The organism is Bacillus hominis, from assembly GCF_018332515.1.
Classification (GTDB): domain Bacteria; phylum Bacillota; class Bacilli; order Bacillales; family Bacillaceae_G; genus Bacillus_A; species Bacillus_A hominis.
The window spans coordinates 24,266-47,980 of the sequence record NZ_BOQD01000018.1 but is presented as its reverse complement, the minus strand read 5'-3'; the positions used below and the strand labels follow the sequence as shown (position 1 = coordinate 47,980).

The 23,715-nt window shown below is 35.4% G+C and carries 26 protein-coding genes and 1 riboswitch; of the genes, 8 read left to right on the top strand and 18 right to left on the bottom strand.

Features of this window, described 5'->3' with window-relative positions; genetic code table 11:
* Window positions 1-94: 94 nt before the first annotated feature.
* Together KI356_RS02900 and racE are read right to left on the bottom strand one after the other, a co-directional pair.
* A complete protein-coding gene (locus KI356_RS02900) occupies window positions 95-1,186 on the bottom strand; it encodes a DUF3626 domain-containing protein (protein ID WP_212934760.1) in 1,092 nt (363 codons plus the stop codon).
* A 112-nt stretch (window positions 1,187-1,298) separates the two neighbouring features.
* Window positions 1,299-2,129 carry a glutamate racemase gene (gene racE / locus KI356_RS02895; RefSeq protein ID WP_212934759.1) on the bottom strand — a complete coding sequence of 277 codons (831 nt, stop codon included), beginning with the start codon at window positions 2,127-2,129 and terminating at the stop codon, window positions 1,299-1,301.
* Between the two features lie 201 nt (window positions 2,130-2,330).
* Window positions 2,331-2,512: riboswitch (Lysine riboswitch) on the top strand.
* A gap of 147 nt (window positions 2,513-2,659) precedes the next feature.
* Here racE and KI356_RS02890 point away from each other — a divergent pair.
* From KI356_RS02890 to KI356_RS02880, 3 genes are all read left to right on the top strand, one after another.
* Window positions 2,660-4,084 carry an amino acid permease gene (locus KI356_RS02890; RefSeq protein WP_212934758.1) on the top strand — a complete coding sequence of 475 codons (1,425 nt, stop codon included), beginning with the start codon at window positions 2,660-2,662 and terminating at the stop codon, window positions 4,082-4,084.
* Window positions 4,085-4,144: 60 nt separating this feature from the next.
* On the top strand, window positions 4,145-5,344 hold the full coding sequence (locus KI356_RS02885; protein WP_212934757.1) for an ABC transporter permease: 1,200 nt from the start codon (window positions 4,145-4,147) through the stop codon (window positions 5,342-5,344).
* A gap of 160 nt (window positions 5,345-5,504) precedes the next feature.
* Window positions 5,505-5,708, top strand: coding sequence for a hypothetical protein (locus tag KI356_RS02880; protein WP_002150326.1), 204 nt, complete (start codon window positions 5,505-5,507; stop codon window positions 5,706-5,708).
* 52 nt (window positions 5,709-5,760) lie between these two features.
* Here KI356_RS02880 and KI356_RS02875 read toward each other — a convergent pair whose 3' ends face one another.
* Complete coding sequence (locus tag KI356_RS02875) at window positions 5,761-7,023, bottom strand: MDR family MFS transporter (protein WP_238486168.1); 1,263 nt, start codon at window positions 7,021-7,023, stop codon at window positions 5,761-5,763.
* Between the two features lie 252 nt (window positions 7,024-7,275).
* On the opposite strand from KI356_RS02875, the gene KI356_RS02870 reads away from it, so the two are divergent.
* Complete coding sequence (locus KI356_RS02870) at window positions 7,276-9,015, top strand: SgrR family transcriptional regulator (protein WP_212934755.1); 1,740 nt, start codon at window positions 7,276-7,278, stop codon at window positions 9,013-9,015.
* A 32-nt stretch (window positions 9,016-9,047) separates the two neighbouring features.
* The gene (locus KI356_RS02865) at window positions 9,048-9,566 is read left to right on the top strand and encodes a general stress protein (RefSeq protein WP_212934754.1); all 519 of its coding nucleotides are present in this window, start codon (window positions 9,048-9,050) and stop codon (window positions 9,564-9,566) included.
* Between the two features lie 146 nt (window positions 9,567-9,712).
* Here KI356_RS02865 and KI356_RS02860 read toward each other — a convergent pair whose 3' ends face one another.
* Together KI356_RS02860 and KI356_RS02855 are read right to left on the bottom strand one after the other, a co-directional pair.
* Window positions 9,713-10,258 (bottom strand): NAD(P)H-dependent oxidoreductase, encoded by a 546-nt coding sequence (locus tag KI356_RS02860; RefSeq protein ID WP_128283171.1) that lies wholly within the window; start codon window positions 10,256-10,258, stop codon window positions 9,713-9,715.
* 23 nt (window positions 10,259-10,281) lie between these two features.
* The gene (locus tag KI356_RS02855) at window positions 10,282-10,821 is read right to left on the bottom strand and encodes an ester cyclase (RefSeq protein WP_212934753.1); all 540 of its coding nucleotides are present in this window, start codon (window positions 10,819-10,821) and stop codon (window positions 10,282-10,284) included.
* 169 nt (window positions 10,822-10,990) lie between these two features.
* Between KI356_RS02855 and KI356_RS02850 the strand changes: the two genes are divergently transcribed.
* Entirely contained in the window at window positions 10,991-11,329 is a 339-nt protein-coding gene (locus tag KI356_RS02850) for a winged helix-turn-helix transcriptional regulator (protein ID WP_128283170.1), read from the top strand.
* 53 nt (window positions 11,330-11,382) lie between these two features.
* Here KI356_RS02850 and KI356_RS02845 read toward each other — a convergent pair whose 3' ends face one another.
* The 5 genes from KI356_RS02845 to KI356_RS02825 all read right to left on the bottom strand — a co-directional run bounded on the left by KI356_RS02845 (window position 11,383) and on the right by KI356_RS02825 (window position 15,017).
* Window positions 11,383-12,585 carry an MFS transporter gene (locus KI356_RS02845; RefSeq protein ID WP_128283169.1) on the bottom strand — a complete coding sequence of 401 codons (1,203 nt, stop codon included), beginning with the start codon at window positions 12,583-12,585 and terminating at the stop codon, window positions 11,383-11,385.
* 212 nt (window positions 12,586-12,797) lie between these two features.
* On the bottom strand, window positions 12,798-13,376 hold the full coding sequence (locus KI356_RS02840) for a TetR/AcrR family transcriptional regulator (protein WP_002116480.1): 579 nt from the start codon (window positions 13,374-13,376) through the stop codon (window positions 12,798-12,800).
* A 138-nt stretch (window positions 13,377-13,514) separates the two neighbouring features.
* Window positions 13,515-13,829 carry a DMT family transporter gene (locus tag KI356_RS02835; protein ID WP_000539672.1) on the bottom strand — a complete coding sequence of 105 codons (315 nt, stop codon included), beginning with the start codon at window positions 13,827-13,829 and terminating at the stop codon, window positions 13,515-13,517.
* Window positions 13,830-13,831: 2 nt separating this feature from the next.
* Entirely contained in the window at window positions 13,832-14,188 is a 357-nt protein-coding gene (locus tag KI356_RS02830; RefSeq protein WP_128283168.1) for a DMT family transporter, read from the bottom strand.
* 469 nt (window positions 14,189-14,657) lie between these two features.
* The gene (locus tag KI356_RS02825; RefSeq protein ID WP_212934752.1) at window positions 14,658-15,017 is read right to left on the bottom strand and encodes a MerR family transcriptional regulator; all 360 of its coding nucleotides are present in this window, start codon (window positions 15,015-15,017) and stop codon (window positions 14,658-14,660) included.
* A gap of 141 nt (window positions 15,018-15,158) precedes the next feature.
* Between KI356_RS02825 and KI356_RS02820 the strand changes: the two genes are divergently transcribed.
* Entirely contained in the window at window positions 15,159-15,929 is a 771-nt protein-coding gene (locus KI356_RS02820; protein WP_128283166.1) for an SDR family NAD(P)-dependent oxidoreductase, read from the top strand.
* Window positions 15,930-15,968: 39 nt separating this feature from the next.
* Here the strand turns inward: KI356_RS02820 and KI356_RS02815 are convergent, their stop codons facing one another.
* Both KI356_RS02815 and KI356_RS02810 read right to left on the bottom strand, forming a co-directional pair.
* Window positions 15,969-16,463 carry an N-acetyltransferase gene (locus KI356_RS02815; RefSeq protein WP_212934751.1) on the bottom strand — a complete coding sequence of 165 codons (495 nt, stop codon included), beginning with the start codon at window positions 16,461-16,463 and terminating at the stop codon, window positions 15,969-15,971.
* A 138-nt stretch (window positions 16,464-16,601) separates the two neighbouring features.
* A complete protein-coding gene (locus KI356_RS02810; protein WP_212934750.1) occupies window positions 16,602-17,096 on the bottom strand; it encodes an Lrp/AsnC family transcriptional regulator in 495 nt (164 codons plus the stop codon).
* Between the two features lie 205 nt (window positions 17,097-17,301).
* Here KI356_RS02810 and KI356_RS02805 point away from each other — a divergent pair, with 205 nt between their 5' ends.
* On the top strand, window positions 17,302-18,213 hold the full coding sequence (locus tag KI356_RS02805) for a DMT family transporter (protein ID WP_212934749.1): 912 nt from the start codon (window positions 17,302-17,304) through the stop codon (window positions 18,211-18,213).
* Between the two features lie 41 nt (window positions 18,214-18,254).
* Here KI356_RS02805 and KI356_RS02800 read toward each other — a convergent pair whose 3' ends face one another.
* The 6 genes from KI356_RS02800 to KI356_RS02775 all read right to left on the bottom strand — a co-directional run bounded on the left by KI356_RS02800 (window position 18,255) and on the right by KI356_RS02775 (window position 23,636).
* Window positions 18,255-18,578: a hypothetical protein gene (locus KI356_RS02800; protein WP_212934748.1), complete on the bottom strand. Its 324-nt coding sequence runs from the start codon at window positions 18,576-18,578 to the stop codon at window positions 18,255-18,257.
* A 314-nt stretch (window positions 18,579-18,892) separates the two neighbouring features.
* On the bottom strand, window positions 18,893-19,945 hold the full coding sequence (locus KI356_RS02795) for a DUF871 domain-containing protein (protein WP_212934747.1): 1,053 nt from the start codon (window positions 19,943-19,945) through the stop codon (window positions 18,893-18,895).
* A 56-nt stretch (window positions 19,946-20,001) separates the two neighbouring features.
* Window positions 20,002-21,366: a PTS transporter subunit EIIC gene (locus KI356_RS02790; RefSeq protein ID WP_212934746.1), complete on the bottom strand. Its 1,365-nt coding sequence runs from the start codon at window positions 21,364-21,366 to the stop codon at window positions 20,002-20,004.
* A 23-nt stretch (window positions 21,367-21,389) separates the two neighbouring features.
* A complete protein-coding gene (gene murQ, locus KI356_RS02785; protein ID WP_212934745.1) occupies window positions 21,390-22,274 on the bottom strand; it encodes an N-acetylmuramic acid 6-phosphate etherase in 885 nt (294 codons plus the stop codon).
* 150 nt (window positions 22,275-22,424) lie between these two features.
* Window positions 22,425-23,288 carry a MurR/RpiR family transcriptional regulator gene (locus tag KI356_RS02780; protein WP_212934744.1) on the bottom strand — a complete coding sequence of 288 codons (864 nt, stop codon included), beginning with the start codon at window positions 23,286-23,288 and terminating at the stop codon, window positions 22,425-22,427.
* Between the two features lie 30 nt (window positions 23,289-23,318).
* Complete coding sequence (locus KI356_RS02775) at window positions 23,319-23,636, bottom strand: outer surface protein (RefSeq protein ID WP_212934761.1); 318 nt, start codon at window positions 23,634-23,636, stop codon at window positions 23,319-23,321.
* Between the last annotated feature and the right edge of the window lie 79 nt (window positions 23,637-23,715).

Below are 23,715 nucleotides of genomic sequence, written 5' to 3'. Positions count from 1 at the left end.
ACTGTATTAAACTTAGTTTAATCTTATAAAAAGAAGCTGGTCTAATTTTAGATCAGCTTCTTTTTATATAGATACTTCCAAAAAAACGGGGTATTTAGTTCTGCTTCCTATTTGGTTTTCCAAATCGAACTAAAACATGCCATAATAATTTTAATTCCTGAAGCACTTCTTGATAAGTTCCACGATCACTCCAAGATAATGGATTGCGTTTCAAATCCACTACAGCAGAGCCAATTATATTTGCATCGATACAATTATTCCGTGCAATACGTCTTGCTAAAGATGGCATTTTTGAACCTCTAAAATCCATTGGAACTTCATCTACCATAAGTACAAAACCCATGTGCCAATACAAATCAATAGAATACTTTAGGCAAATTCCTTCTAAAGTTCTCCCTACATCCGTACCCTTAAATGAAGGATCTACAACAAGCGCTTCCACGTCTTCTTTAAGAGAAATATCTCCATGAATCTGTGCTTCAATATAATGGTTAAGGTTACGGGCTGACCCTTTGTTTACGAGATCTATAAACGGCCTTTCCAGGTTAGCCAGTAACTGATTAATTAATCTTGTTGGAGTCAAATTCCCTTCACCAATTGCACACTCTCTTACGAATGCATCTTCCAAAAGAGCAGCTAAAATCATATCAAACTCCTCATAAGTCCCCTTTTCTTTTGGATTTTGATGCGAATCTAAATACGTATATGTAGAGCGCAAAGAAACTTTTGGAGATAAGAGAAAATAACATGATCCAAAACGCGGAGCAGACCCATCTGGATGTAACATCAAATTTAGTGCTCCATACTTTGGCCGTTGATTATTCGTTACGCCCTCCAATTGATATGCCCCTCCAAATATTCTCTTTTCCCAAAGGTCACGTTCACCACCAGGATAAGCAGACACGCTTCCGTTAGATAGCAATGTTTCAAACTGACTTTTATATATTCCTTGCTCAAACAGCGCTTCGGCAATATTTTTCATATTCGAATCTAGTCTGTCTGGATGAAAGTGTAAAGCGATCTTTGCATGAGATTTTAAATTAGCGACAGCTTCTTCAAATATTTCATCTGTAATATTAGACATTTTAAGTATATGATTAATTGTTGCTTTAGCCCCGCTTTTTTCGTTCTCTGCATATTTTGAAATATACTCTAAAGCAAATAGTTGAGACCTTGATAATTCCATAATCAAATCTCTCCTTTAATTGAAATGGCCTTAATCATTTCAATTAAAAGTTCATTTTTTCCTTCTTATGCAACTAACCTAATTTATTGAACAAAAAGTACTTTAATAAAGCCTAGTTACAGATACGAGCATTTTTTATAGGTAAATTCACACATTCTACAGAAATTTGATACCCTAGCCAACGCTCAGCAATATGTTCAAACGATAAAACAAAGCCTGTTGTAAAAAATCGATGCTTCGGATTAAGATTGTCAGACAAAATTCCTTTATGCTGTAAAATTGTGCTTAACTCTATCGCTGTTTCTTCTGCAGAGCTAATAATTGTCACAGCCTCTCCTAACTCCTTTTTTATATAGGACTCTAAAAGTGGATAATGCGTACACCCAAGAATTAACGTATCTATATCTTCTTTCGTTAATGGCAGTAAAGCTTGTTTCACTTGCTGCGTTACATATGCTGTATCTTCTAAGTGATTTTCTACAACTGTAGCTAAAGTCGGACACGCATGACTATGCACTTCCAAATATGTATCAAGCTCGTGTAATGCTTTTTCGTACATGTTAGATTTTATCGTACCTACAGTTCCAATTACCCCTATTTTCCCTTTCTTTGTCACTTTAATTGCAGCTCTTGCTCCCGGATGTATAACGCCAATAACTGGAATGGAAAGTGCTTCTTGCAAATCAGTCAATGCAGCAGCTGCACCAGTATTACATGCTACCACTAGAGCTTTTAATGGAAACTGTTTGAGGAACTCAACCATTTCAAATATGAAAGATTGTACCTCCTCTACACTTCTTGGCCCATACGGACAACGCTCATTATCACCAATATAGTAAATGCTCTCTTTAGGCAATTGACGCATAATCTCACTAGCAACTGTTAATCCCCCGACCCCTGAATCTAGTACACCTATTACGGAATTTTTATTACATACAGACATATACTTCATCCCCTTCTCAATCTTCTAGCACTAATAACATGTATTATATTACGAAAATTCAAATATTGTATAACAATCCCTCTCACTTTTAATCACAAACTCTTCCCTATAATCTGATTATTACCATATCCATTGACGTATAAAAATACATTTGTTACTCTTAAACATGTTAATTTAATACATAAATCCTCATTCGTATCTCGGTGAGGTAGAGGTTGCAATCATTAAGAGTATCATTTCAGGAGATGTAGTGGCATTGATGAGTGAATGAGAAAGGAATGGTTGCCGAAGTAAGTCGTGTCCACCATGCACGCTTGCTGGGTCTGCATTTAATAAGTGCAGAACTGTCACAAACGTTTCGTTTGTGGAGAGCTATCGAGAGGTATGTCGTGGGTTTCTTATAAGATAGAAAGCATGTAGCGGCAGATTACGTGCTTTTTTTGTTTTGTTTGAGACTTCTCTTCCTGACTCGGGAAGACATACATATCTCCTCGCTTGACTTGGTTATACTAACTTTGGAGGTATTTTCTATGCAGCAAAAAAAATGGGGCTTTTGGGTACTAACAGCTTTCGTTGTCGGTAACATGGTTGGCGCTGGTATTTTCATGGTACCAAGTACGTTGGCACAAACAGCTAGCCCACTCGGTGTCACTTTAGCTTGGTTAACAACAGGGTTTGGTGTTTTAATGCTAGCTCTTGTTTTCGGTAATTTAGCAATTCGTCGTCCTGATTTAACGACAGGACCACAAAGTCATGCATATGCTTTATTCTCAACACCAAAAAGAAAGAAAATGGCTGGTTTCAGCATGGTATGGGGATATTGGGTTGCAAACTGGGCAAGTAACGTTGCCATTATTACATCTTTCGCGGGATATTTATCGCTCTTCTTCCCAATTATGAAAGATACACGACTACTATTTTCAATTGGCTCTTTCAATATAGAAGTTGGAAAACTAATTACATTTACTATTTGTTCCATCTTACTTTGGGGAACACATTTGATTTTAACAAACGGTGTAAGCGGAGCTGGGAAGCTAAACTTCTTAGCAACAACAACGAAAGTGACTGGATTCCTTCTATTCATCGTCGTTACGTTATTTGCGTTCGAAGCTTCAAAATTTGGACAATGGTACACACCAATGATCGATAAAGAAGGCGTATCACACGGCCTCCTTTCACAAGTAAATTTGGCGGCTCTTACAACGCTTTGGGCATTTATCGGGATTGAATCAGCCGTTCTTTTATCAAACCGAGCTACCTCTCCCAAAACGGTAAAACGTGCGACTGTTGCTGGTTTACTAATAACAGTTGCAATTTATTTAGGAATTACAATTTTAACAATGGGTGTACTTCACGTTGACAAATTACAAGCTTCTGAACGTCCATTAGCAGATGCATTAAACGCTGCAATGGGTCACGGCGGCGGGAAACTTATGGCATTACTTGCTCTTACTTCCCTATTCGGTTCCATATTAGGCTGGATTTTATTAAGCTCAGAAGTACCTTATCAAGCAGCAAAAGAAGGTTTCTTCCCTTCCTTCTTCGCAAAAACAAATAAAAAAGGAAGTCCGATTCATTCACTACGATTAACAAACATTATGTCGCAAGTGTTCTTATTCTCAACATTATCAGGAACAATTGCGGAAGCTTATACATTCGTTATTACCGTATCAACACTGGCCTATCTCATTCCATATCTCGTTTCACCAATCTTCCAGTTAAAGCTAGTCGCAACTGGTGAAACGTATAAAAATGAAATGCGGGCAAGAATTACAGATGGCATAGTCGCAATGATCGCACTTTGCTATGCACTATGGGTTATTAAAACAGGCGCATCCGATATTAAAACATTCCTTCTCGGAATTGGTTTATTCGTAATTGGCTTTGCCTTCTATCCATTAATGAATCGTGATCAGAAAAAAAATAAAGAAAAGAAAAACGAGCAAGTTGCGTAACGCAATTTGCTCGTTTTTTGCTTAATAAAACATATATAATAGAAAAAAGAGGTGAAAAACATGTCAATCGAATCACTATGGAGCTCTCGCTTTCAACAACATATTCAAAATGCCATCACATATTTTGTACGTATGATTAACGGTTTACTATATAGCTTCATCTTCGTCTCATGTGTAGGTGCATATTATTACGCCAAGTTTCTTAAAACGGATCCTTCTAAAGGAATATCTTTATTACTCATCACAATCGTACTTACACTCATTATAACGAGATGCCCAATTCGCACATTTATTCAAAAACCTGACGCCGTCTATTTACTAGCACTAGAAGAGAAATTAACATCCTATTTTAAAAAATCTCTTCTATATAATTACATCATTCAGCTTTTCCCGCTTATATTTACGTTCCTTATTATTGTACCGCTTGCCATGCAATCATTACAATTAACTGTACCTTTTTTATGTACAATCTTTATAGTTTTAATGATTACGAAAGCTTGGAACATGTACATACACTGGATGTGGCGTGATAGTCATGAAAAAAACATATGGCTTATCATTCGTATTGCTTGTAACGCACTTATCATTTACATGCTGTTTTATACAGCAAATGTGATCGTATTAGGCGGATTACTCTTACTTCTTGCTTTCCTACTTCTATATACGAAAAAACAACCTACAAAACGAATACCGTGGGATTACATAATCGAGCAAGAAGAAAAAATAGACATACGCTTTTATCAATTTGCTAGCATCTTCACCGATGTTCCGCAGTTAAAAAAACAAGTAAACAAAAGAAAATGGCTTACAAATTGGATTGAACCTATATTACATAAAAAACAAGCAACGTTCTTCTATTTACATACACTAGCGTTTTTACGTGGTAATGATTATTTCGGTATATATATTCGCTTAGGGTTAATCGGTGCTTTCACCCTATATTTTATTCCGAATATATACGTAAAAGGTGCTATTGCTTATGTCGTGCTATATATGATTTCTATGCAGCTTCGTTCTCTGTGGAAATATTTTTCGGGAAATATTATTGTAGCATTATATCCGATTACTACTGAAGAAAGAATGAATCAATTTCTCAGCTTAATTTCCATCTTAATAAGCATTCAATTAATCGTTTTTTCGGCTGTTGTACTTGTTGCCACAGGACAATTTCTACATAGTCTTATCATTATGATTGTCGGGTTACTCTGGATCAAATTTATTATTGTACGAAAAACGAAGAAACGAATTTCCTCATTTTGATAAAAAAGAGGCTGTACACAACACAGCCTCTTTTCTCGTCCTAAAATTTCTAATCACTATTCATAGGCATTTCTCATATAGTGAAAATGACTATACAATTCCTATCCATACGTTAAATAATGATTTCGCACATATAAAATAAACAGATGGGAGCCCTATTATGAATAACAATCCACCTTCAACGCCCCAAAATCCTACGGAAACGAATAATCGTGAAGTGACCCTACAAACATTACGCGTTATCGGGCTTATTGTACTTATTAGTGGCTACATATTAGTAGCTCTTTCTGAAGTAGGAACGTTAAAAAATCTTTTACTACAGCCTAGCACTACTCCAAATTTAGCTGAAGTTGATCCGTTCTAAAAACTATATAAAAAGCGAGTCCCAGTATAACTGGTTCGCTTTTCATATAGTTTTATCCAATCTGAGAAACCTCCCTCTCGTCCTCATACTTCTCTCTCCCAATCGCCTTCATAAATAATAAAATACTGCTCATACCAACGATAAAATATAGAGCACTCATGCCCCAAGAGGCAATAAATGAACCTAACATAACCCCTAATGCACCGTTCATTTTCGCAAATTGAAAGACCATTCCGTTTATCGCCATATAAGAACCTCTCGCCTCATCCGGCACCATATCTGCCATTATAGATTGACGAACCGGCACATACATCATCTCGCCTACCGTTTGGAAAAGCCCTGCAATTAATAAAATCCATAAGCTATTGCTCGTTCCGAGTATTGTAAATCCAATCGTGTAAATGAATAAACCTACATATAAGATTTTCAAATCATTGAAGCTTTTCAGCATTTTAATAAGAAGCGCTGAACATAGCACAACTAAAATTGTATTCTCTGCTGAAATCCAGCTGAGCATGCGAATACCTGTTAAATCAAACGTAAAACCATTTCCGAATAAAAAGTGCACCGTTTCAAATTCCTTCTGCAAACGTACTCCTAGATAATTATTAATTTGAAACTCTAAAGATAATGTACATATACTCGCTGCACAAAAAATTAAAAATGCTCTATCTTTCATCACGACTTTATAACTATCTGCCATATCTTTTAATACATTTTTCTTCTCCATTGTTTTTCGTACCACATACACTTCTTCCATATATACAGCCATCACATATAAAGTAATGACCGCAACAGCCGTTAATACGATAAACAATTGTAATCTATAATTTTCAAATAATAATCCACCAAATATTGCTCCAATCGCAATTGATAAGTTAATAGCCCAGTAGTTAATGCTGTACATAACCTTTCTATTTTCAGGTGTACTCACATCTATTAACATCGCTTCAGTCGCTGGGTTCATAAGTCCAGACCCTAAGCTATTCACTAACATAAACACAAATGTTAGCCACGGTGAATCTACGTAATCTGAGTTTGCAATTCCCATACAAGCAATGGAAACGGCTTGTATACTTTGACCAATAATCATTACTTTTTTACGACCGAGTCGATCTCCAACATACCCACCATATAAACCAATAATTAATGAAGCTAGCACATTGATAAGTAATAAAGCACCAGCAATCGCACTACCTAATTTTATTGAAAAATAAATCGCCATAAATGGAAAAATCATTGTGGATACAGTGCGTGTTAAAAACGAAGTTATAATTCTAATTTTTATATTTCGGTGCATACTCCAAAATCCCATTGTTTCCCCCTCCTTATGCTTATTCATTTTACTTTGAAAAAGAGGAAGAAAAAGGTTAGAATATTCTAAAGAGTTTCCCCTTTTATCCCGCATTAACGGGTATTAAGACCCCCACCTCAAAATTCAGCGAAAGCAAAGAAGTTAGGTGGGGATCAACTGCCCGTAAAAGCCCGATTGGTTCAATTAATAATCAGTGGGGGATGCCCCCCACTGATTAAAGTTTCACTTTATTATAGAAGGAAGTGTATACATATGAAAATTATGGACTATTACATTAGACTAAGGCTACATGCACAAGATCAACAACATATACGAAATAGCTTACAAGAATTAGCGGATATTTTATATTGCAGTACGAAAAACGTGAAGATTTTATTAAAGAAAATGAGTGAGGAACAATTAATTCACTGGACCCCAGGGCGAGGCCGCGGGAATAAATCAGAAATTATATTTTCACATACTTTAATAGAAGCAATTGAATCTTATTCAGATGACTTATTAGCACAAGAAAAATTAAAAGATGTCTTTCTTCTTTTAAAAGAACCCCTTCCTCTTGCGCTTCAAAAAAAAATAGAAAACAAACTACATCATCATTTTGGATACAAACCTTCAAATGATATGTACGACATATTGAAGATTCCTATATCAAGAAAGATATTCCCATTAGATCCTGCTTTTGTGGCTGTAACTACGGAGAGCCATCTTACTAGTCAAATTTTTGATACGTTAGTCGTTTATAATGATGTTACTGAAAAAATGGAACCACACATTGCACATACGTGGGAATTAAGCGAAGACGGGCTTACGTGGACGTTTCATTTAAGAAAAGATATACATTTTCATAACGAAACTGCTCTAACTTCTACAGATGTACAATTTTCATTTGAAAGACTAAAACAAGTTCAATCTCCTTTCGAATGGTTAACAGAAGAAATTGTTCAAATTGAAACACCATCACCACTGCAAATTCGATTCCATTTAGCAAAACCAAATTTATTTTTCTTACACTATGTAAGTTCCATGCAACTCGCGATTTTACCGCGTGATGCTAGTATCCAGAATCATCACTACATAGGTACTGGACCTTTCAAACTTGCTCATTACTCTGAAGATAATATAGTGCTCGAAGCTTTCACGCATTATTTCAAAGAGCGTGCATTACTAGACCGCATTGAGTTTTGGCGTATTCCAGATCATGTGAAAATACATTCTGATTATGAATTACCAAATGAGAATGAAAATGAAAGACATGACATACAAATAGAAGAAATAGGCTGTATTTATGCTAGCTTCAACTTTACAAAACCTGGTCCCCACCACGACATTTACTTTCGTAAAGCTTGGAGAGAAATATATGATGTTGAAACGATACTTCGTAATATAGAGGGGCGACGAACAATTGCTGCATCAAGCTTTTTCCCTGAAAGAAGCCGCCAAGCTCAGGGAAGATCCTACTCTTTAGAAAAAGCAAAAGGGTATTTGAAAAAGAGCACCTATAATGGAGAAACGATACATATTTACTTCTTCGCATTTAAAGATAGTGCAAATGACGCACATTTCCTAAAAGAATGTTGTGATAGTTTAGGTATACAAGTAGAGCTCCATCCATTTCTCGTTTCAGATTATATGGATCGTTCTATCGATAAACACGCCGATATTATTTTAATGGGAGAGGTATTTGCTGCAGATCATGAACTTGCATTCTTAAATATATTTAAAAATAAAAGTTGCTTCGTAAATCGCTTTATGGACCCGCACTATGAAAAACAAATTAATTGTTTGCTAGATACATTTTTACTAGAGGAAAATAAAGAAAAGCGTTATGAACTCATGTATGAGATTGAAGAGTTTTTACAAGCAGAGCACATCATTTTATTTAACTATCACGTTTTAAAAAGAAAAACATATCCTTCTTCTTTAAAAAACGTAACAATTGATTCATTCGGTTGGGCGAATTTTGCAAAGTTATGGATACAGCCATCCCTGCGTTAAAATGCGAAGTTTTTTATAAAAGGAGACTAACTATGAAAAGCAACCTAGAAAAAAGGCTTTCCTATCTATACACAGGTGAGTTATTTTCAGTCATTACTTTTATTTTTACAAGTTACTTACTTAATTATGCTTATCCTACATTACATTTATATTCCCTATACTCTTTTTGGGTCTCATTTCTTCTTTTAGAGTTTCTCTTACTACAAGGGACGGTTTACTGGTACGTAAAGTGGAAACGACTAAAAAAAGAGAAAACATCTGTTACGCCTATTTGGATCATTCAATGTTTAAAAAGACTAAAAAAGATAAATATAGGATTGATTATCACAGGACTTGGTATGTTTATTATTGATTTTTTAATTTGGTATCCCCATTTACCTTTAAGCGGGCTATCATTCGCACTATTTGTTTATGTTTTTGCATTATTTGAGTATATTAACTATTATCATATTCAGCTTTCATATGATAACATCTCTGATATTAAATATTTGATACAATCAAAAAAACTAAAACAGTCCTGTTTGAGTAAAGATTTTCAACGTATTTCATAAAAGGTTAAATGCCGCTTATGAAGACTTTAAGCTAAGAAAAACTAAGCAATTTTTATGAATGCAAGAGAAGGTACTACACTCTTAGTAGTACCTTCTTTTACATTTTAAAAGATGAACCTTCTTACGCACAAAGATGCAAACTATTATTAAATTACTTCAGCCAAATGATTCTTCAAGTCCATCAAAAATTTCTCAATATCCGGATTTTTTACCACATCATAACATGCAAAGCTCTTTAACGGACTCATACCAATAAACTTCTGCACACGATGTAAATGACTAAGCGCTGATTCTAAACTTTCTCCTTCAAAGAACTTCGTCTTATCTCCGAATGCTTTTTCAGGTGCATTCCAAGTTGTAGAAAACATATGCTGCTTCCCGTTTAATAAACCACCTGTTCCGTATTCATCTGCACCTTTAAAGAACAAGCCATATTCATATACTTCATCCATATACGTTTTAAATAATCCCGGTACACTAAACCAGTAAATTGGTGTTTGATAAATCACAACATCGGCCCATAAAAACTTCTCTTGTTCTTCCTTAATACTATAGCCATCTTGAATCGTTGTTGTTTTCACATGATGATTCTCGCTTAATACGGTTACCATATAATCTACTAACGTTCTATTTAATCGTCCTTCTTTCGTACCGTATTTTTCATGTCCATTTATAATAAAAATATTTTTCATCACTTTTCTCTCCCTTATATGATCTACTCTTCAGCTATTAAGCCGAGTTGCTGCTTCAGCGTAAGATTATCTTCTAAATGCCAATCTTCCGTTATCTTTCCGTCTTTCACATGCAAAATATCAATTGCAAAAAAATTAATTTTCTTATCATTATGCGTTCCTGTAAAAGAAAGACGAGCTGTTACTTTATCACCAACAACTAATAAGTCTTCAATCTCACAATGTATATTTGGAACGACTTTACGAAAATTTTGTGCTGCAAACTTTAATCCTTCAATGCCTTGTGGACGTCCTTTCGGCAACGTATTATCGAAGAAATTTCCCGTAACAGCCTGCGGAATAATCTCCTCTTTACCTGTATCCCAAAATGCGTAAAAACGCTGAGCTACATGCACGATTTCTGTCGCTTCCTTTTTATTTAGTGAAGGATCAATTGTCATTGCTTTTGGCTTTGGCATTTCTTTTAATAACTGGATTTCAGTTTTTTGTTCCGCGCCGCATGCTACAAGCACAATACAAATGACAAAAAAACTAAAGAACCCAAACAACTTTTTTATACTCATGGAAATCACCTCCTCCTCATACAAACCCTTTGTATTTCGTATTTCTATTGTATATGTATTAACTTCCGTTATGGAAGTAGTGATATTTTTTTCATATAGTTACCAAAAAGATAGTTTTGTGATACTATAAAGCAAATTCATTCAAAAAATTTTTATGGAGGCTATTTCCATGAGCAATATAGATCCAGTTGTATTAACGAAAGGTTTACCTGGTATACCTTGTCCTATCGCTAAAACTCTTGACGTAATTAGTACAAAATGGACGTTTTTAATTATTCGTGACCTTCTTATCGAAGGGACATTACGGTTTAGTGATTTACAAAAATCAATGGAAGGGATTAGTCCGAAAACATTATCACTTCGCCTAAAAGAATTGGAAGCACAAGGGATTTTAACGAGAAAAGTATATCCAGAAGTTCCGCCTCGTGTAGAGTACACGTTAACGGATAAAGGAAAGCAATTAGAGGGAATATTTATTGAATTAAAGCGGTTTGGATTAAGTTTATAAACGAAAAGCCCCTTACCATAAAAATAGTAAGAGGCTTTTCGTTATTCACTACATTACTTCGCAAAACTTTGAGCTAGCTGTTTCTCTCTCCACATAAATGTAATGCCGAGGCCAACGATTAAAACAACACCTGAGAAAGCATATGGATAATGAATATTTATATCAAATAATATTCCACCCATCGCCGGTCCTGCAATATTTCCTAAGCTCGTATACGTTGAGTTCATACCAGCAACGAATCCTTGCTCTTTTCCAGCTGATTTTGATAAAAATGTCGTTAAAGCTGGACGAAGTAAATCAAATGCTAAGAAAATAAAACACGTAACGAGAAGTACACTCCAATAATTAAAGACTACAGTTGAAACGAATGCTAACACTGCTCCTACAACTAAACATATTTGAATTAATACTTTCTCACCGAACATGTCTACCAATTTTCCAAACATAAATACTTGCACAACTACCCCAAAGATTGAGCTAATTGTAATAATGGCAGCAATATCTTTCGGCGCGAAACCAAATTTATGATCAGAGAACAGGCTAAACACAGTTTCATATGCTGATAATCCAAATGCGAGTACAAATACAATAATAAATGCGATTGCATACATTGGATTTAATGATTTCTTTAAATCCCCGATAAAACTTGATTCTTTCGTATTAGCGGAAATCTCTGCAAGTTCTTCTTTCGTTAACGGCTCTTTCAAAATAAATATAGAAATCACGCATGCGACAAAAGCAATAACTGCTGCCACAAAGAACGGTACACGTATACCGTATTCTGCAATAAAGCCACCGATTCCAGGCCCTATAATAAACCCGGTACTAATAGCCGCTGAAAGATATCCCATCGCCTTTGGACGTTCCTTAATAGATGTAATATCAGCAACATATGCCGTAACACCCGGCATAATAAACGCAGCACTAATCCCGCCTAACACCCTCGCTGCATAAAGCATCCACACATCTTTTCCTAATCCAAACAGAAGCTCTGAAACACCAAAAATAAATAATCCAATGATTATCATTTTCTTCCTACCGTAAAGATCGACCCAACGACCCGTAATAGGTGAAGAAATAAGCTGAGCCATTGCAAATACTGCAACGAGATAGCCCATCGTCTTTCCTGTTAAATTCATATCATTCATAAAGGATGGCATAACCGGAATGATTAATCCAATCCCTAAAAAAGCGATAAATATATTACTCAAAAGAATGATCAATACCATCTTTTGTTCTTTTATCGGTTTCTTCACTTTTTAACACCTCTTCCCGTAAGTTCCTCTCAAAAATAATGCCCAAGAAGCTTTTTCTTTATCCTGCTCTTTGCGGGCTAATAATGAATGAAGATGCCCTCCACTCATTAAAGTTTCACTCTATTCTTCCACACATACATAAATACACGGTGAATGACTATCATTCAGTTTTCCGCAGAAATGAACCTACCTTTTCAGACAGGTTCATCTTACTATTTCTTTATATGTAGTGCATGTGTTAAAAAATCTAGTACTTCTGCCTTTTGTAGCTCGACTTGCTCATCATCTTTATGATCATATAAATAAACTTGTTCCGCTGCTGATTCAACAAGGGCGATAAATAGCTTTGCTGTTCTTTCTGCGTGAACTGAATCGCGAATTTCACCTGATTCTTTTGCCTCACTTAAAAATTCACTTAGCCATATATAAAGAGGCTCATATACAGCTTCCCATTCTTTTATATGTTCAGTAGATGCAAGGCCCGCATACATTAATGCTTGTATTTCACGATATTCAGCTATAAAGTTAAATACTGCATCTATTACCTGCTCAACTTTACTTGAAAAAGGCGCATCGTTCTGTACTTTTTCTTTCACTGCAAGTATCATCTTCTCAACCATCACTTCTGCTATTGCAGGCATAACAGATAACTTAGAAGGAAAATATAAATAGAAAGTTCCTTGCGCAATACCAGCCAACTTCACGATATCAGAAATCTTCGTCTTTTCAACGCCCTTTTCCTGAAACACTTCAATAGCCGCAAAGACAATTTTCTCTTTTTTATTCATCATTTAAACCCTTTCACACGCGTATTGAATGACTGTCACTCATTTTATAAAATAACTAGCTGTACTGTCAATTATAGTGCACTTTTCATAATAAAAATCTCCCAACAAATCGTTAGGAGATTCAAATTTAATATCAATTTCTTATGAAAGAGCCTTTAATCCCGTAACTCCACATACGATAAGAGCTACACTAATCAAACGTGCCTTACTTTTCGATTCACCAAACAGAAACATATTTAATAAAACTGCGCCTGCTGTTCCAATGCCAATCCAAACCGCATAAGCCACACTTACTTGTAAGAACAAGAAAGATGTGTATAAAAATGCGAAGGAAGTTGCAAATCCACCTATATAAATCGCTCCATTTGCTAACGTCTTATCTTTACTATACATTTTAAGGCCTATCACACCGACTATTTCACTAATTGCAGCACAAAATACGAAAAACCAACCCATTTTTAAGCAGCTCCTTCCATAGTTTCTTCCACCGTCTCTGCTTTATTATCAGCCAATTTTAAACCGATAACGCCTGCTACAACCATCACAATGAAGAATAGTTTTCCTAAACTAAAACTTCCACCGAAAAGAAAAACATCCATTAAGAAAGTACCTACAGTACCAGCCCCAGCAAACACCGCATATACTGTCCCTGTCGCAAGATGTTCACACGCTTTAGAAAGGAAGTGAAAATCAACAGCGATAACTCCTACAATAATGACCCAATGCCACCAAGTATGAGCTGTATTAAAACCAAACACCCAAAAGACTTCAAAAATACATGTTAATATGACATATAACCAAGATTTATTTTTCATATCTCTCACCTTCTATTTTTTAATGACTGACCGTCAGTCATTTTTAATTAAAAAATATAATCTCATGCTAACTACTATTTAAAAAACAATATCATCCTCATTTATCTTTATATTTGTTCCGTTATTAAGCTAACTACATATAAAAGTTGCTTATCTACACCCTTTTACAGAAAAATGACTGAATGTCATTCACAAATATTCTACATGACCAATTGATAAAGTGTCAACACCCGGATTTTATTAACCAAAAAACATTTTAAATTTCTTAAATTTGCATGTATATTTCTCAATAATCTGTCAATAATGCTAGTAACATAAGATTTTCTCCATTCCCCCTTGGAGAGATCCCTTAAAAAGAGCAGTTAGCTTTTGCTAGCTGCTCTTTTTAATTTGTCCGCACACTATGATGAAATACTCATAGATCAAATCCATCTTTCATCACGTAACAAGGAACAGAGTATTTTTTAATCTATTTATTTTCCAACGAGGCTTTGTATGCAATAATTTTATTTTCAAGCATCTTCTCTGTAATTACTAAGTTTTCTCTTTGAGTTTGAATAGATTTTTTATGATCCTCTAACAATTGCAACCGAGCCCCGGTTGTATGCTCACCTTCTGTATATAATCTAGCGTATTCTCTTATTTTTGCTATCGGCATTTGTGTTTGTTTTAATTTCATTACAAACTGCAACCACTTTATATGTGACCCTTCATAAATTCGATTCCCATTTGCATCGCGATTTGCAATTAATATATTTTCCTTTTCATAATAACGTAATGTATGTGTGCTCATTCCTAATAATTTAGCTACCTCACTAATTGTGTACATACTCATACTCCCTCCGCATGCCATTTATCCTCATATATTTTACTGCCACATCCAGATTATAAAAAAACATTTGACTTAGAGTATACTCTAACAAATACAATCTAACCATAATAAAATAATTTGAATTTAGGAGGCTTTTATATGAAATATACTGTTATTACTGGTGCTAGTTCAGGAATCGGCTACGAATCAGCTTTAGCCTTTGCATCTCGCGGAAAAAACTTAATACTTGTAGCTCGAAGACAAGCAGAATTAGAAGAGTTAAAATTGAAAATTAACGAAATGAATCCGAAATTGGATGTTGTCATTCGAAAAACTGATTTATCCGTCACAGAAGAAGTTTATAAACTTTATGAAAGTCTACAAAGTTTTCAAATTGAAACGTGGATTAACAACGCAGGTTTTGGTAATTTCGCCTCAATTGCTGAACAAAATTTAAATAAAATAGAGACGATGTTGCATTTAAATATAGAAGCACTAACTATACTCTCTTCTCTTTTCGTTCGAGATTATTCAATGGTTGATGGAACACAGCTTATCAACGTTTCATCGGGCGGTGGATACACGATTGTTGCCAATGCTGTTACGTACTGCGCTACGAAGTTTTATGTAAGTGCATTTACAGAAGGACTATCTCACGAACTGAAAGAACAAGGCGCAAAACTGCAAGCAAAAGTTTTAGCTCCTGCTGCAACTGAAACAGAATTTGCAAAACGCTCATTTGATATTGATGAGTTCCAATACGATAATGTTGTACCGAAATTCCACACTGCAAAACAAATGGCACAATTTATGCTCGACCTTTATGATAACGATAAAGTTGTAGGAATTGTCGACGGTTTTACGTATAACTATGAACTTAGAGATCCACTTTATAATTTTGCCGTGAGACAAACGAATTCAAATTCTTAATAACACTCTCATTTCTTATTGAAATATAGATGCCCACTATTATTTACATAATAGTGGGCTCTTTTTCTCTATAAAATTTTCACCAACATACCGAACCATCGCCACCTCATCACAATAATCAACCTTTGGACAATGTCTACAATCAATCCATACTTTCTCTGGCAATGCTTCTTTATTTACAAAATCAAATCCACACTTTTGAAAAAATACTGTTTCATACGTTAAGGAAATTACTCTTTTTACATTTATTTTCGTAGCTTCCTCCATCACATGATTTACGAGCATGCGCCCTATCCCTTTCCCTGCATATTTATGCGAAACTACTAATGACCGGATTTCTGCAAGGTCTTCCCCTAATACATGCAATCCAGCAACTCCAACAATTTTCCCGTCTTCTTTCATGACATATAAACACTGTAAATATTGATAAAGAGACAAGAGAGAACGTGGCAAAACAACTCCCTCTTTCGCGTACACTTCAATTAAGTTATAAATCTCTTTCACATCACTTGTAACCGCATTACAAATTTTCATATTATATCCCCTTACCCAGCACATTAATATTTATAAAAAGAAATGAATATTAATTCATAATTATATATAATAATACAGTCCTCTTTTCTCCCCGTCAATCACTTTTCTGAATATTACACAAACAAAAAACCAAGCAATCTAATCGATGCTTGGTCCCTCGTTTCGTATCGGCAATACCGTCGAATATTTAATTTCACGAAGTGCTAAACTCGTCTGTATACGTGTAATACCAAGCTTATTCAGCTTTCTAATAAAATGCTCCAGCTCTTTACGATCACGGTTCGCCACCTTTAATAAATAATCATACTCTCCTGTTAAACAGTGGCATTCTAACACTTCCGGCATCGATTCTAATTCTTTCTCCAACACTTCCAACTTATCCGATTGATGAATATTCGTACTCATAAAAATAAAACATAATAAATCAAACCCAAGCTTTTCTTGATTTAAAATTGCCACTTGCTTATCAATAAACCCTTCCCCATCTAATCTTTTTATTCGTGCATGCATCGCAGCCGGTGATAAATTAACGCGGCGTGCAAGCTCCGCATTACTTACTTGTGACTCCTTTTGCAGTATATCTAAAATTTGTATATCCAAATCATCTAACACCTTAATAACAGATGACTCCATCAAAATCCCCCCTTTTTTCTTACCGACGATTATTCGAAGAAACATCTCATAACTTATATAAAACTGAATGTTTTTCTGTAAATAAGATTTCTAACGAAACATTTTATCGAGTTTTTATCATTATACAAAAGAATATATTAGATAATAAAGAAAAATGCTAAAATTATTTACAGTTCATTCTTATTTCAACAAAGGGGTTTTTAGCATGCCTTATTTTTACGTCTTTTTACTATTACTAACGAGCTTACTATGGGGAGGAAATTTCGTCGTTGGGAAATCACTCGTTGATCATGCGTCTCCGATGACACTAACAAGTTTAAGATGGATGATTGCGATCATTTGTTTATTACCGATCGTATGGTTTAAAGAGAAAAAAATCATACCACCACGCTCTGCAATACTTCCATTAATACTTATGGGAATTTCAGGAGTCGTCCTTTTTAACATTTTTCAATTTTTAGCACTAGAAAAAACGTCCGCAACGAATGTAGGTCTTATTTCTACATTGAACGCTATTTCGATTGCATTATTTTCTGTGTTATTTCTAAAAGAAAAAGTTAATACACTTCAAATTCTTTCTATGATTCTTTCATTTTCCGGGGTCATCCTTGTTCTTTTGAAAGGAAATTTCGCTCTATTATTTTCACTACATTTTAATAGCGGAGATTTATGGATGATGGCGGCAGTATGTATTTGGGGGATATATTCTGTTTGTAGTAAATGGGCGACAAAAACAGTTACACCACTAATGGCGACGTTATATTCTGGCATTTTTGGCGTCATTTTATTGCTTCCATTTAACATAGGCAACTTCACTGTTTCAAATGTTAACTCTTCCTTTATTACATCACTTTTATATACAGGACTCGTTTCAACAGTCCTTTGTATGGTATTTTGGAATATTGGTGTACAAAAATTAGGTGCTACTACATCGGGAATTTTTCTAAATTTCAATCCGATTTTTACAGCTATCCTAGCATTTATTTTCCTCGGAGAAGAACTAACATGGATTCAAATTTTCGGGACAATTATCGTCGTGACAGGATGTTATTTATTTTCTCATTTTAAAACCGTTGCTGTTCAGCCGACTAGAGCTTTAATGCGGAAACATTCTTAATAAATACACCTCACCATATAAATAATGGCGAGGTGTATTTATTAATCAGCCTTTAACCACTTACTAATCTTCTCATACATTCGGCTATTAATTTTTCTAAGCACGAATAATATTCCATAAAACAGTGTTCCTAATCCACCTACTAATACCCCTGCTAATAAAATGGAATGTACACCTGAAGTAGAAGTTGTTAATAATAAAATCGGCAGTGTGACAATAAAACAAATAAAGAAACTTGATCCATAAATATATTCTACGAACATACTCTTTTTACTTATATATTTTTCTACCATTTTTCCTAGAAATTGCATACTTATCATGTACAAAAGGATTGGGAAAACAATATTTAAAAATGAATTTTCCATATTACATCTCCTTTATTTAAATGGAACGGTATGCGTTGTTTGCATGATATATAGCATTTCCCCAAGCTACTATACTAATTAATGTGCCTACTCCAGGTATTGCTCTTCCCACTCATTTTTAAGTGATTATATGATTCAACAAAAAATAAGTTATCACCTTCAATTTTTGTGTTTTTTGAATAGTTATTTATAAAAACAACAAAATATTTCCTTTTATTCGTCAAATGCTTTTTTAAAGAAAACAAAAAACATTATCCTCTTTACGAATAATGTTTTTTACAAAATAGTGCTAATTCAAGCTTTCATTCCATTACTTAAAAAAGTTGAAATTTTTTCCCAGCACCAATATAAGACAATAAAGACACATCTTCTTCAATCACCATTCCAACAACATTCACTCTCTCATCTTCAGGTAAATCATTTATAACAACTTGCAGCTCCCCAGCATATCTACCGTACAATTCATTATCGATTGTAATACTGCCACGTTTTCTTGCAATTGTATTCATCGGTTGTAATACAACTTTATTTTCTTCACGCGATTCTACAGAGCGAATTACATCACGCGCTGGATCAAGCCGGTTCGTATGCACCCGTTCTATCAGTTGTACCGCACGGCTATCATTTATAAATGATTGATACCGCACCGGAATAATTCCACCACTTGCACTCGCGACTTCTTGTACACTTTCTAGACTCCCGCTTATATCTCCAATTAACACTTTATCGACATGACAATCTTGAACAAGCTCTAAATACGCTTCCAGCGGGCGCATATTGCGGTGCTTTTCTAACGTTGGTAAACCTTCATATAATGGGCCACGTTTTTCCCCATCACCTGGAATAAATGCCATCGTTTTTATTCCACACTCATGTAAATATTGATTTTTCTTTTGTAAGAAAGACTTTGCTAGTCCTGTTTCTGGACGCGGGTAAAAATTATGCCATGCTTCTACATTCTCTACTTGTATATTTTCTGCAAGTAACTCTTTCCAAAATGATTCTGTAATCGTACTCGCATTTAAAGCCACTTTCATCTTATGAGATACGCGTGCAATTTCTTTCGGCGCAATGCCGTAGTCCATTCGTAAACCAGTAATGCCCCAGTTCAATAACTCCTCCACGTTTTCATATGTTATTCCTAAATGGTTTAACGACTTTGGCGACACATCGACCATTAACTCCATTTCATTTTCAAGAGCTTGTTTCCCAAGTATTTGAATTAACTCCCGATACGTACCCGGATCATCTTCTGGTATATGAAGTGATGTAAAAATAGATGAAAAACCGTTTTCCTTCGCTACTTTTAACCATTCTTCTTGTTTCTCTACTCTCTCTTTTGAAAGATAAATTGAAACTCCTATCATATAAATCTCCCTCTCTATTTAATAGAAAAAGAGAAAGGAAATCCCTTTCTCTTTTTCTATATATTTTCTGCCATTTCTTCTTTAAAGCCGAAGAAGTACGTAAAGATGAATCCGAAAGTATATGCAACTACTAATCCAAGGAAATATAATAAATATTTATTATCAGCAATTAATGGGATTAAAGATAATCCTGATACGCCAATTCCGAGTGCAGCTGTGTGCATAACCGCTTGGAATGCACCACCGACAGCTGCACCTAAACAAGCAGTAAGGAACGGTTTCCCAAGTGGTAATGTAACCCCGTATAATAACGGTTCGCCAATTCCTAAAAAACCAACTGGTAATGCACCTTTAATCACGTTGCGAAGTCGTTTGTTTTTTGTTTTCACATAAATAGCAATCGCTGCTCCTACTTGCCCAGCACCTGCCATTGCGAGTACTGGTAATAAAGGCGTTACGTGAGTTTGATTAATAAATTCCATATGAATCGGTGTTAAACCGTGATGCAATCCGACCATAACGAGAGGTAAAAATGTTCCGGCAAGCACAGCTCCGGCAAATGCTCCGCCAATATTTAAGATAGCATTAATTCCGCTTGTAATTCCTTCAGATAAGAAACCTGCAACTGGCTGAATTGCTAACATCGTTACTATACTTACCACTAATACAGTAATGAGTGGTGTCAAGATAATATCAACTGCATTTGGCACTGCTTTTCGAACTTGTCTTTCAACTACAACCATAAGCCATGCTGCAAAAATAACTGCAAATAATCCGCCCCGTCCAGGTACGAGCGCTTCACCGAATAATTTTACATTCGCCATCGCTGGGTTGAAAATTAAAATACCTGCAATTGCCCCAAGAACTGGTGTCCCTCCAAATTCTTTCGCTGTATTCCAGCCGACTAAAATGCCTAAGAATGTAAAGATACCGCCGCCAATTAAAAGTAACATTTGTAGCCATGTAGCATTTGGATCAGCACCAGCATTTTTCGCAAAGTTGGCAACCCCGTTTATAATTCCCGATGCAACAAGACCAGGAATTAACGGAATAAAAATACTTCCTATTTTTCGTAAAAAGTTTTTCACTGGTGTATTATTTTTCTTCTTAATTTCTGACTTCATCTCTTGCCCAAGATCTTCAAGATGATGATCTGCCACTTCACCAATTCGCAGTCCTGTTAAACCTTCCATTTCAGCCGCTACTTTATTTACCGTTCCTGGACCAACGACAACTTGAAGTGTTTCATCTTCAATCACACCCATAACGCCTTCAACCTTTTTCAAAAGGTCTATGTTCACTTTACTTTCATCATGAAGCGTTAATCGTAACCTCGTCATACAATGAGCAATGCCACGAATATTTTTTACTCCCCCAAGTTGCTCCGTAATCCTACTCGCCATTATCTCTTCTTTCTTCATAACAGAATCCCCCTCCCCAGAGTTTAAAGTGCCTTCTTCACAAATCCTTTCGCACCTTTTAATTTTTCTAGTGCTTCCCCATATTCACACTGTAGTAATATCATAACGATTGCAGCTTTCACATTTCGATCTGCTTTCTCATAATACTCTGTGGCTACTTCATAACTAGCGCCTGTCGCTTCCACAATAATTCGTTTTGAGCGTTCTACTAATTTTTCATTTGTTGATTGAACATCTACCATTAAGTTTTTATATACTTTCCCTACACCAATCATAGACGCTGTAGAAATCATATTCAGTACTAACTTCTGCGCTGTCCCAGCCTTCAAACGTGTTGAGCCTGTTAATATTTCTGCGCCTGTCTCCACTTCCACATTTAGTTTTGCATATTTACTTATTTCAGCATTTTTGTTACAAGAAATACTCGCCGTACTCGCTCCCACGCTATTTGCGTATTTCAATCCGCCAATTACATAAGGTGTTCTACCACTTGCTGCAATTCCAATAACCGTATCTTTCTCGTTTAATCCAATACTTCTTAAATCTTCTTCTGCTAACTCTTCACGATCTTCAGCACCTTCTACCGCCTTAGTAAACGCTTTCAATCCACCTGCTATAAATCCCTGTACCATTTTGTCATCTGTACCGAATGTCGGCGGGCACTCCACTGCGTCTAAAATGCCTAAACGACCACTCGTACCAGCACCAATATAAATTAATCGTCCATCTTCTTCAAAAGATTTAATAACAATCTGTACAACCTTTTCAATTTCTTCTATTTCATTTTCAACTGCTAACGCAACAGTTCGATCTTCTTGATTCATACTTTGTAAAACTTCTTTTATGCTCATCTCATCTAAATTCATTGTCTTCTCATTACGATGTTCTGTAGATAAATTTTCTAACATGTTGTCACCTTCTTTGAAATTTAATTTCATACTTTTATTATAACTTTAAGAAATTTAAAATCAATATTACTTTCTTATTTTATGAAATTTCATTTCTTTTCATGACAAATTTATGTCCAGCCACAAAAAAAGATGGGTTGCCCCATCTTTTTACTTTAACTTCCGTAACCGCAGAGCTTCTTCTCTTGTCTCCATAAATTGATCTATCACATTATTACCAATACGGTTAAAAGTAATAACGTATAAAGCATCAATCATATTCAGTTGCGTCATTCGTGAAGCAATACTTGCAATGCGATGATCTTGCTCTACATCTGGCATACAAAGGCGAATGTCTGCCGCTTTATATAAAGGAGATGATTGATCTAGCTTCGTAATCGCAATAACTGTAGCACCTTGTCTTTTCGCATATTGCGCCATTTCAAGTACATCTTTCGTCCGCCCAGAAGTTGAAATCGCCACAAATATATCTCCCTCTTTTAAATTTGTTACGAGTGGCAACATCATATGAAAATCGGATAGCATCATCGCAGTAAATCCAAGCCTAGTAAATTTATAAGCTCCGTCCATCGCCGGTGTAGCTGATCCACCAACACCATAAAATATAATCTTATTAGTATTTACAATACTATCTGCAGCTTTCTCAAGTTCCTTCTTATCTATCGCAGTAACACTCGCCTCAATTGCAGCTTTATTCACATATGTAACTTTATTAAACAAATCATACGGTCCATCTTCTGTATTCATCACTGAAAAATCGTTAATATTATAATCAACAATTGTTAATTCACGAACGAGCGCTAGCTTAAATGCTTTAAAGCTTCCAATACCGATTGTTTTACAAAAACGTACAACACTCGCCTCACTCGATCCCGCATTTGTAGACACTTCTTTTGTCGTTAAATTTGGAACAATCTCTGCGTTCTCCATTATGTACATGGCAACCTTCTTTTCAGCTGGTGAAAATTGATCCATATTATTTTCAATTTTAAATAGTAATGTTGAAGCTTTCACTATTTACCCTCCACTTCTTGCGGCTGCTTTTTATTTCGCATATTCTCCTTCTTCATAGAGATAATAGCCATCATCACCAGGAGGATGAAACACATTTACAGTACGCTCCCCTTTTTGATACACGGTTCTTTCCCCTTCTGTCCACTTCTTTTCCCATCCATTTATCCAAACTGAAAAGTCAGGTAGAAATGCAGTGTATTTATATTCTTGTGGATAACGGCCTTCCACTTGAGAAGAAAAAATAGAAACCGGAAAACCTTTCACTTTTGATTCTTTCCCTATAATAAATGGTAAACACAGTAAAAGGAGTATAACTACACCTATAACCTTCCCCTTCGTAATCTTCACACATTTCTCTCCTTGTCCTAACATATACGTAGATTTTACCATAATTACAACCTCTTCACGCTACATGACTATTGCTTTT